The organism is Kitasatospora sp. MAP5-34, from assembly GCF_029894335.1.
In the GTDB taxonomy this organism is placed as follows: Bacteria; Actinomycetota; Actinomycetes; order Streptomycetales; family Streptomycetaceae; genus Kitasatospora.
This window is the reverse complement of the sequence record NZ_JARXZC010000013.1, coordinates 57,704-66,974: the sequence shown is the minus strand read 5'-3', so window position 1 is coordinate 66,974 and position 9,271 is coordinate 57,704. Positions and strand designations below refer to the sequence as shown.

Below are 9,271 nucleotides of genomic sequence, written 5' to 3'. Positions count from 1 at the left end.
CGGGGTACGAGGCGGCGTTCTGGCGGACCGCCACGTGTGTTAGACATGTGGGTCGGAGCTGAGGTGATCCGCTCCGATCGGTCGGGTCGGTCACGTCGGTCGGACCGGGTCATGGTGTACGGCGGGTACGGGGGAGGCACGAGGTCGTGAGCACGGGGAGTGGTTCGAGCGGTGGCTCCGGCGCCGGCTACCGGGTCGAGGTGGACAGCCTGCGGGCGTTCGCCACGCAGGTGCGGGGACTGCTGAGTGAGTTTCAGGCGAGTGCGGACGGCACCCGGACGCACGGGCTGAGCGGTGTCGCGCCGACGGCGTTCGGTACCTTCGCCGAGGCCGAGGCGCTGCGCGAGAAGTACGACGTGATGCGGGACGGTCTGCGCGATGTCCTGAACGCCCTTCAGGAAGCGATCGACGAGTCGCAGAAGAAGGCCGATCTGACGGCGGCCAACTACGAGGAGCAGGAGCGCGAGACCTCCCGCCACCTCAAGCTCGACGCCGACGGCTGGTCGGTCGACAGCCCGTCGCCGGTCACGCCCGTCGCCCGGACGGTTCGGACCACGTACGGCAGCGGCCTGCCGAGCAGGCCGGCCGGCCCGGCGGCCACGCCGGGGGCGCCTGCGGGCAGTGCGCCTGCGGGCAGCGGCAGTCCGCAGCCGACGTGGTAGGCGTGGGCGCGCTCGGCGCAGGCGTAGGCGTAGTGAGCGGCGGTAGTACGGCGATCGGGACGGGGACCGGAGGCGTCCGAGCATGAGTGACTTCACGAACTTCAACGGCTACAGCCATGGCGACCTGCTGAAAATGGTCCACTCCATGGACTCCGGCGGGGTCATGTCCGCCGGCGATCCGTGGCGGAAGGCCTCGGACACGCTCAAGCAGATCCGAACCACCCTCAACACGGCCTCGGGTGACGCCACGTCGTCCTGGGAGGGAGCCTCGAGCGAGGCCTTCTACTCGAAGATGACCAAGCTGGCCGCCAGCGTCAACAATGTCGCCGCCTACGCCAACGACGCGGCCGTCACCATGAAGATGATGTCCGAGGCGATCGACCAGGCCAAACACGACATGCCCGAGGAGCCCAGCTTCCTGGACAAGGTCGGCAACGCGATCGATGACACCGCCAAGTCGGCGGTCGGCGACGACGCGGCCGCCCGGACGACGATCACGGACGAGAAGAAGGCCAAAGCGGTCGCGGTCATGGAACTGCTCGCGACCAGGTACCGCGCGGCTGCTTCCTACCTGAAGCCCCCTCCGTTCGGTGGGGGGCAGTTCGACGATGTCACCGACATACCGCCGCCCGCCGACCCCACGGGGGCCGCCGCGATAAGCGCGTTGATCATGGGCGGCGGCATGGGCCTGCTCAGTGCCGGTGGATCGCTCGACACCGTCGGGACGACCTCGCGGCAGGCCGGATCTTCTTCGGACGGTCAGACGCCGCAGGCTCCGAAGCTCGCCTCAGCGGGTCCGTCCGATCCCGGTATCCGGGGTGGGATGGCGAACCCGCTGCCCAAGCTGCAGTCCCCGGTCAGCATCGGCCCGGGTACCGGGATCGACGGCGGGATCGTCGGGCCCCGGCCCGGTGGCGGCGGTGGGCCCGGCCTTGGCCTGAACAGTGCCGGCGGCGCCGGGGGCAGTGGCAGCGGCAGCTGGACCGGCCGCTCCGGTGGCGGGACGGAGCCGGTCGGCGGAGCGATCGGCGAAGGCGTCGGCGGCCCGGTCGGGCGGTTCGGCGGCGGGATCGGCGGTTCCGGCCGGGGTGCCGGTGCCTTCGGTGCCGGTGGTGTCGCGGGGGCCGAGGACGGCGCCGGTGCCGCCGGTGGCCGTGGCCTCGGTGGTCGGGGCGGGAGTCTCGGCCGGAACGCGGGCGGTGTGATCGGCGAGGACGGCTCGGAGGGGGCCGGTGCCGGTACGGCCGGTCGTCGTGGATTCACCGAGGGCGGTTCCGGGCTGGGGCGAGGTCGCGCGCAGGCCGCACAGGGCGCGGGTGGCCAGGAGAAGGGCCACGGCCACGGGACGATCGGTGGCGCCCAGGCGAAGAAGAAGGACAAGAAGCAGGGCAGGGATCGTGCCGACTACCTCGTCGAGGACGAGGAGACGTGGGCTTCGGGGAATGGGCCCAACTCGAACGTGGTGGAATGATTCCCTGTCCGAAGGACAACTGGACCTGACCGGTCGTCCCGCAGATCAAGGTCTGCGGGACGACCGCTTCTACGAGTGGGGTGACCAGGCTTGACGACCAGCCGACCGTTGCGCGGCATGGCCGTGCTGGCTGCAGGAGCCCTGCTCTGGGGCATCGGCGCCGGGCCCGCCGGGGCCGACAGCATTCGCGACGGCCAGTGGCCGTTGCTGAAGTACGCCGCAGAGAGCCAGGTGTGGCCGATCAGCCAGGGCGACGGTGTCACCGTCGCCGTGATCGACAGCGGTGTGTCGGACCATCAGGACCTGGCGGGTCAGGTGCTGGCGGGTGCGGACCTCACGGGCGGCAGCTCGCAGGGGCATGCCGACACCAGCGGGCACGGCACCGGCATGGCCAGCCTGATCGCCGGTCACGGCCACGGAACGCAGGCCGGGATCATGGGGTTGGCACCCAAGGCGAAGATCCTTCCCATCAAGGTCCCGCTCACGGATGCCACCGAGTTCGGCGCCGGTCAGGACAGCAGGCTCGCGGACGCCATCCACTTCGCGGTGGATCACGGTGCCAAGGTCGTCAACATGTCCATCGGCGGCACGCTCGGCCATGACGCGGGTATCCGGGCGGCGGTGAGCTACGCCGTCAGCAAGGACGTCGTCCTGGTCGCCGCCAGCGGCAACCTCGGCCAGGAGCACAACCCGGTGCAGTACCCCGCAGCCTTCCCGGGCGTGGTGGCCGTGGGCGCGGTCGACAAGCAGGGGAACGTCTGGCCCGGGTCGAACACCGGCCCTGAGACCACGCTGGTCGCGCCCGGCGTGGGCATCTACCGGGCGACTGCCAAGTCCGCCAGCAGCTACGGCACGGGGACGGGCACCTCCGACGCGTCCGCCTACGTGTCGGCCATCGCGGCGCTGATCCGGGCCAAGTACCCCGAACTCTCCGCCGGGCAGGTCATCAACCGGATGATCAAGTCGGCGGTGGCGCCGCCCGATCACTCCACGGTGCCCAACGACAGTTACGGGTACGGCATCGCGTCGCCGGGCAAGGCGCTCGCCGCCAACCCCGCCGTCGACAACGGGCCGAAGGACAACCCGCTGCTCTCCCGGCCCGAGGCGCAGGGCGCCCCGGATGCCGGGGCGAGCCCGTCCGCGTCGGCGGTGGCCGGTGGCGGTGGCTCCGGTAGCTCCGGTGGGGCCTCCAAGCCGGTGGCCGCCGGTAGTACCGGCAGTGGTGGCTCCGTTCTGGTCTACGCGATCGTCGGGGTGGTGGCGCTGCTGGTGATCCTGGGGGCCGTGCTGCTCCTGCGCCGGCGCGGTGGCCGCAACGCCGCTGCTGCGCCCGGGGGTTACGCACCGCCGACCGCACCGCCGCCGTACACCCCGGGGGCGCCGCCGCAGCAGCAGAACGCCTACCAGCAGCCGTACCAGCAGAACCCGTACCAGCAGAACCCGTACCAGCAGCAGCACCCGCAGCAGTACCCGCCGCAGGGGCCACCGCAGTCCCCGCCGGGCCAGGGCAACCCGTACAGCTGACACGCCCACGAACGGCCCAGGATCACCGAGCAACGGCGGCCCTTCAGGTATTGATGGCTCGTCCGTCGTCTACCTGGAGGGCCGTCGTGCTCAAGCAACTGGTCACCCGTGTTCTGCTCGCCGCCGTCGTGGTCGCGATCCCGGTCGTCACTGCGGGCCCGGCCGCCGCGCAAGGCGCGCAAGGGCCGGCCAATCCGCAGGAGGCTGCGATGTGCAAGCAGTTGCTGGCCTGGGCGATGCCGACCGGCCTCACGCCGACCTCGATCAACTCGGTCTGCACGGTGAAGGGCAACCACGGCTGAGAGTCGGCGCCGGGGTGACCCTTAAACCGGGTTGCCCTCGCCGGGACAATGAGGGGTGTGACCACCTCAGCGCCCCGCACCTGGACCATCACCCCGACGCCGGTCGGCCACCCCGACGCGGTGGTGCTGCTGCGCGGGTATCTGGACGAGTTGATCAGCCGCTACTACGGACGTCCGGCACTGGAGTCCGAGATCGTCCAGGAGATGGGGGACGGTTCGGATCTCGTCGCGCCGCACGGGGTGCTGCTGGTCGCCCGGGACGCCGGGGTGCTGGTCGGGTGCGCGGGGCTGCGCTGGTTGAGTCCTGAGGTCGGTGAGCTGACCAGGGTCTTCGTGACCGCGCAGGCGCGGCGGGGTGGTGGCGGGGCCCGGGTGGTGGCGGCTGCTGAGGAGGCGGCCCGGGCGCACGGGGTCGGGCGGGTGCTGCTCAACACCCGGAAGGATCTGACCGAGGCGATCGCACTCTACCGGAGGCTGGGGTACCGGGAGACCGACCCGTACGGCGACGACCCGTACGCGGAGCTCTGGTTCGCCAAGAACCTCTAGCTCCTGCCCTGGCAGCATCTTGGTGCAGTGTGGCGGTCCGGCCGCTGGCCGGGGGCGGTGGGGCCGGGACATCCTGGGGGCATGATCACCCCTGACACCAAGGACTGGACCTGGGTCCTCCGGCGCGCCTGCGGCGACTGCGGACTCGACACCCCGGCGCTCGTCCGCGAGGAGATGGCCCCGAGGGTGCTCGCCGAGGCGGCCTGCTGGGTGGCCCTGCTCACCGGGCGGCCGGTGGAGGCGCTGCGCCGCCGCCCGAGCCCCGAGGTCTGGTCGGACCTTGAGTACGCCGGCCATGTGCGGGACGTCTTCCGGCTGTTCGACCACCGCCTGGAGCTGGCGCTCACCCAGGACGGCCCGCGATTCGTCAACTGGGACCAGGACGAGGCCGCCGTCGCCGAGCGCTATGGCGAGCAGGATCCGGCCGTGGTCGCGATAGAACTCGCAGCGGCGGCGGAGCAGTTGGCGGCCTCCCTGGCGGCGGTCTCGGGTGAGCAGTGGCAGCGCAGGGGGGACCGTAGCGACGGGGTCCGGTTCACCGTGGAGTCCTTCTCGCGCTACCTGATCCACGATGTGGTGCACCACCGCTTCGACGTCGCGGGCGTCGGACCGGCCTAGCTCCCGAGGTCGGCCGCCTCCGGTTCCCAGGCCGGGAGGCCGTGCGGGAGGGCTTCGGCGAGGACGTGCTCCGGGCCGGTGCCGACTCGTACGGTGAGCAGGAAGCGGTGTTCGGCGCCGGTCCGGCGCGGCTCGAAGGCGATGTGGGCGAAGGGCGCGGTGGGCGTGCTCGCGGCGGCCAGGCGCGCCAACTCCAGCTCGGCGCGCTGCCATTCCGGCTTCGGCACGTACTGCCGCATGACGGAGTGCCAGACGACGGTCAGGGCTCCGGCCGCGACCCGCACCTCCCGCAGGAAGTCGGCGGCACCTGTCGTCTCGACCCGTAGCGGTGCCTTGGCCGCGAGTTCCAGTGCGCCGTTCAGCCGGGCGGCGCGGGCGGGCTGGTCGGCCCAGACGTAAGCGCGCAGGGCCAGGGCGCCGTCCGGCGAGGTCGGGTCGATCGGGGTCGGGTCGCAGCCGCTCCGTTCGGTGAACTCCAGTACGGGCTGCGGGCCCGTGAGCCAGGCCGGCGGCGTATCGCGCCAGGCGTCGGGGAGCAGCACGGGGGAGCCCACCGGGCCGTACGCGAAACCCGGGGCCTCGCAGCGGAACCGGTCCGCGAGCAGATTGAGCCCCGCGCTGGAGCCGAGTTCGAACAGTCGGACGGGCAGTGGGCCGGTTGCCGGACCGGTGGTGAGGGTGTGCAGCAGGCCGGTGATCAGCAGGTTGGCGCGGCCGACCTCGTTGGTCTGCGGGGGCCGGGTCAGCCAGTCGCGGATCCAGGGGAGGTTGGCGGCGACGGTGCTGCGGAAGGCCGTCCAGGCGGCCTCGGCCGCCTCGGGGGAGGCGGGGTCGAAGGTGCCGCCGGCGCTGGGGTAGTGGGCCGCGAGTTCGGGGGCCCGGCCGGTGAGGACGAGCGCGTGCACCCCGCCGAGCAGCCGCAGCGAGATGGCGGCCGGCCCGGGAGCCTCCTCGTGCCCGGCGATGGCTGCCGCGCAGGGGCCGCCGTCGGCCAGGTCCCGGGCGACCCGGTGCAGTAGGGCTGCGTAGAGCGGCGAGCCCAACTCGGCGCAGGCGGAGGCCTGGTGCTCGGTCATGGCGATTGCGTGTTCGAGTGACACTGTGTTCTCCCGGCGGATCGACTGTAGATCATCATTCGCCTGCGGAACGCGCGGGAGAAGTGACCGACCGGGTGATCGGCGTCACCAGCTGCGCAGATGACGAGGGGGCGGGGCGGCCCGGCCTGCCGGGCTACCAGTCGGCGGTCTCGCGCCGGAGGGCGTGGCGCAGCTGGCTGGCGACGCTCGCGGTGTCGGCGCCCATGACGTCGGCGATCTCGGGGGTGGCGAGGCCGACCACGTAGTGCAGGATGGCGAGATCCTCGTCGGCGGCGGTCCGTGGTGTGGACGTGCCGGGCGGGGCGATCCGTTCGGCGACCGTGCCGCGCAGGATCTGCCAGGCGGCCGCTGCGGGGTTGGGGCTGCCCAGGATCTCGGGCCAGACGGTGGCCAGCGCCTTGAAGGCCAGCTCGACCACGTCGGCCGCCGACGCCGGGTCGGGGAACCAGACGCGCGCGTAGCTCAGGTAGCGGGGGTGGTGGAGCTCGCGGAAGGCCGTGAACTCCAGCGACATCGAAGCCGGCCCGGGAGTGCCGGCCAGGTCGGCGGCAGGGATATGACGACCGGTCACATCAGCCTCGCGATCTGGTCTCGACGGCAGGGGTGTCGCTGCGCTCACTCTAGGCCCTTGGGCGGATGCTTTGAGTGACAAGTCTCATCAGATGTTCAGAAGGGGCTTGATTTGAGTCGCTGTATGACGAAGTGTCAGCTGTGGTGCGGTGCAACCCTCTTGGGGTGAACCCTCAGGGGCGCCTCATGGTTGTCTCGGGGGAGTTCCGGGGTGATCACCGATGGTCGGGCGGGCCGGTCGGGCGGCAGGCTTACGGACATGAAGCCCACCGCTGCCAAGCGTCCCGCCACGTCGCTCGCCCGCCGCGCCGCCCTGACCCTCGCCGGGCTGGCCGTCGCCGTGGGGCTGGCAGCGACCTACGCACCGACCTTCGCCTTTGCCGACACCCCAGTCGGCACGTCCGCCGGCACGTCCGTCGGTACGTCCTCCGTCGGTACGTCCCCCGCGCCCGCAGCCGCTCCCCGGCCGACCACGGGCTCATGACCTACCTCTTCCGGCCTTTTCCGGTCCGCGCTTTCAGGCGGTGCGGCCGGCGGGCGGTGCGCCGACCGAGCGCTCGGCGCCGCACCGCGCGCGCTGTGCGGTGACGGCGGACGCGGCGGCCACCGAGGCGGCCGAAGCCGCGGCCGAAGCGGCAGTTGAGGCGGTTGAGGCAGTTGAGGCAGCGGCGGCGCGCTGCTCGGCGTGGGTCCGTTCGGGGTGGGACTGCTCCGGCAGCACGGTAGGGGCGGGAACGCCGGGGGCGGCGGGATCGGTCGGCCCGACGGGTCTGCTGCGGCGGGTGCGGGCGAGTTCCTCGACCGCCTCCCGCGCGGCCAGGTAGGCCTGCACGGCGGCTATCCCGTAGACCGGCTGGATCAGCTGGTGGCCCTTGAAGAACGGCCGCGCCGGGGCGAAGCCCGCAGCGATCACCACCTCGCGGATCTCCGCTATCTCCTGTTCGTTCCGCGCGGTGAAGCGGACCTCCCAGCCCTTCTTGTACGTGTGGCCGTCCTCGCCGTTGCGGCGGGCCAGGTCCGGTTGGCGGACGTAGCCGGGCAGGCGGCCGAGACGCAGTTGGGCGGCACGCAGGCCGGTGGAGTCGTCACGTGACATGAGGCGATCGTAGGCAATCGTGGGGGGCCACTGTGACTCCAGGGTGGTGCTTCACCGTATGGTACTCGTCACTCTCGGTCAGACGATGCTGTTCGGAGGTGTACGACTGGCCTGTCCGGAGACCCCGACGAATTGAGAAAAATCGGCTGGTATGGACAGAGCACGGCTTGAGTCCGGCAATCGGATGAAGGTCCGTTAGGCCGAATGAGTGAGGGTATGAGGACTTTAGTGCGGGCCAATCCCGATTTCGCGACGGTTGGGTAACGGTGCGTCAGGTCGGGGATGGTGCGGCCGCGCTCTTGGGGAGGGTGTCGGCATGAGCTACCAGATTCCTTCCTCGCACCCGTCCCTGCAGGAGCTGGCACAGCGTCAGCAGAATGTCATCACCGCCAGCCAGTTGCGCGCCCGGGGGGTGCCGACCCGGGTGGTCAGCGAACACTGCCGCCAGGGTGGCCCCTGGCGGCGGCTGCTGCCCCGGGTCTACCTGCTGCAGGGCGGTGAGCCGACCCCCGAGCAGCGGATGTGGGCGGCCCTGCTCTACGCCGCGCAGGACGGCCGGGAGGAGGGCCGCCGCGAGGGTGCCGTGATCACCGGCACGGCCGCGCTGGCGCTGTACGGCTTCGCCTCGGTGCCCCGGCTGCCCGCCGTCACCGAGGTCGAGATCCTGGTGCCCCGCCAGCGGCGGCTGAAGGACGCGGGGGAGGTCAGAATCCGGCGTACCGAACGGGAGTTGGAGGCCAGATCGGTGCACGGGCTGGCCTGCGCCCCGGTGGCGCGGGCCGTTGCCGACGCGCTGCGCGAGTGGGCGGAGGCGGGTGCCTTCGAGAGCGGCGAGCTGGGGCCGGGGCTGCTGCGCGCGGTGCTGGGCGAGGCGGTGGCGCGGGGGGCGGTGGCGCGGGCGGAGCAGCCGGTCCGAGGGGAATCCGGCTGCACAGTGGGCGAGTTGATCGCCGAGCTGGGCGAGGCCGGGCTGTTGCCGGAGCCTCGGATCCGGGCGGCGGTGGACGAACTGCTCGCTGCGGAGCGGGAGTCGGTGTTCGGGCGGATCGGTGAGCTGGTCGACGAGTGGCTGCTCCCGGAGCCGCTGGTCGGCCCCGAACTGCGGATGTGCGGCGGCACCTATGTCGCGGTGCCCGACCTGTACTGGCCGGCCGCCGGGGTCGCGGTGGAGGTGGACTCGGAGCTGCGCTGCGTCAGCGAGGGCGAGGCCGCCTGGGTGCGCGGCGGCCAGCACCGGATGGAGTTCCTGGGGGTGCGGGTGGTCTACCTGTCGGGGCAGCGGATCGCCGCCGAGCCGGACGTGGTCGGCGACGAGCTGCGCGAGGCGTTCCGCGCGGGCGGGTCGGACGTGGTCGGGCTGCTGGTCACCGAGCGCTGAGCACCAC

11 protein-coding genes are annotated in these 9,271 nt (G+C 72.0%); 8 read left to right on the top strand and 3 right to left on the bottom strand.

The genetic code is table 11. The features are described from left to right. Nucleotides 1-146: 146 nt before the first annotated feature. From P3T29_RS13855 to P3T29_RS13830, 6 genes are all read left to right on the top strand, one after another. On the top strand, nucleotides 147-662 hold the full coding sequence (locus P3T29_RS13855; protein ID WP_280716711.1) for a hypothetical protein: 516 nt from the start codon (nucleotides 147-149) through the stop codon (nucleotides 660-662). An 82-nt stretch (nucleotides 663-744) separates the two neighbouring features. Further along, nucleotides 745-2,133 (top strand): WXG100 family type VII secretion target, encoded by a 1,389-nt coding sequence (locus tag P3T29_RS13850; protein ID WP_280716710.1) that lies wholly within the window; start codon nucleotides 745-747, stop codon nucleotides 2,131-2,133. Nucleotides 2,134-2,223: 90 nt separating this feature from the next. Then, nucleotides 2,224-3,657: a type VII secretion-associated serine protease mycosin gene (gene mycP, locus P3T29_RS13845; RefSeq protein ID WP_280716709.1), complete on the top strand. Its 1,434-nt coding sequence runs from the start codon at nucleotides 2,224-2,226 to the stop codon at nucleotides 3,655-3,657. Nucleotides 3,658-3,743: 86 nt separating this feature from the next. Beyond that, nucleotides 3,744-3,959: a hypothetical protein gene (locus P3T29_RS13840; RefSeq protein WP_280716708.1), complete on the top strand. Its 216-nt coding sequence runs from the start codon at nucleotides 3,744-3,746 to the stop codon at nucleotides 3,957-3,959. A 57-nt stretch (nucleotides 3,960-4,016) separates the two neighbouring features. Next, a complete protein-coding gene (locus tag P3T29_RS13835) occupies nucleotides 4,017-4,505 on the top strand; it encodes a GNAT family N-acetyltransferase (protein ID WP_280716707.1) in 489 nt (162 codons plus the stop codon). A gap of 81 nt (nucleotides 4,506-4,586) precedes the next feature. Then, nucleotides 4,587-5,123 (top strand): DinB family protein, encoded by a 537-nt coding sequence (locus P3T29_RS13830; RefSeq protein ID WP_280716706.1) that lies wholly within the window; start codon nucleotides 4,587-4,589, stop codon nucleotides 5,121-5,123. Here the strand turns inward: P3T29_RS13830 and P3T29_RS13825 are convergent. Together P3T29_RS13825 and P3T29_RS13820 are read right to left on the bottom strand one after the other, a co-directional pair. After that, entirely contained in the window at nucleotides 5,120-6,199 is a 1,080-nt protein-coding gene (locus tag P3T29_RS13825; protein WP_280716705.1) for a DUF2332 domain-containing protein, read from the bottom strand. The genes P3T29_RS13830 and P3T29_RS13825 overlap by 4 nt on opposite strands. A 154-nt stretch (nucleotides 6,200-6,353) precedes the next feature. Continuing rightward, nucleotides 6,354-6,791, bottom strand: coding sequence for a hypothetical protein (locus P3T29_RS13820; protein WP_280716704.1), 438 nt, complete (start codon nucleotides 6,789-6,791; stop codon nucleotides 6,354-6,356). 258 nt (nucleotides 6,792-7,049) lie between these two features. Here P3T29_RS13820 and P3T29_RS13815 point away from each other — a divergent pair, with 258 nt between their 5' ends. Then, complete coding sequence (locus tag P3T29_RS13815) at nucleotides 7,050-7,274, top strand: hypothetical protein (RefSeq protein WP_280716703.1); 225 nt, start codon at nucleotides 7,050-7,052, stop codon at nucleotides 7,272-7,274. 33 nt (nucleotides 7,275-7,307) lie between these two features. Here P3T29_RS13815 and P3T29_RS13810 read toward each other — a convergent pair whose 3' ends face one another. Further along, complete coding sequence (locus tag P3T29_RS13810; RefSeq protein ID WP_280716702.1) at nucleotides 7,308-7,886, bottom strand: hypothetical protein; 579 nt, start codon at nucleotides 7,884-7,886, stop codon at nucleotides 7,308-7,310. Between the two features lie 316 nt (nucleotides 7,887-8,202). On the opposite strand from P3T29_RS13810, the gene P3T29_RS13805 reads away from it, so the two are divergent. Then, nucleotides 8,203-9,264, top strand: coding sequence for a hypothetical protein (locus P3T29_RS13805; RefSeq protein ID WP_280716701.1), 1,062 nt, complete (start codon nucleotides 8,203-8,205; stop codon nucleotides 9,262-9,264). The last annotated feature ends 7 nt before the right edge of the window (nucleotides 9,265-9,271 follow it).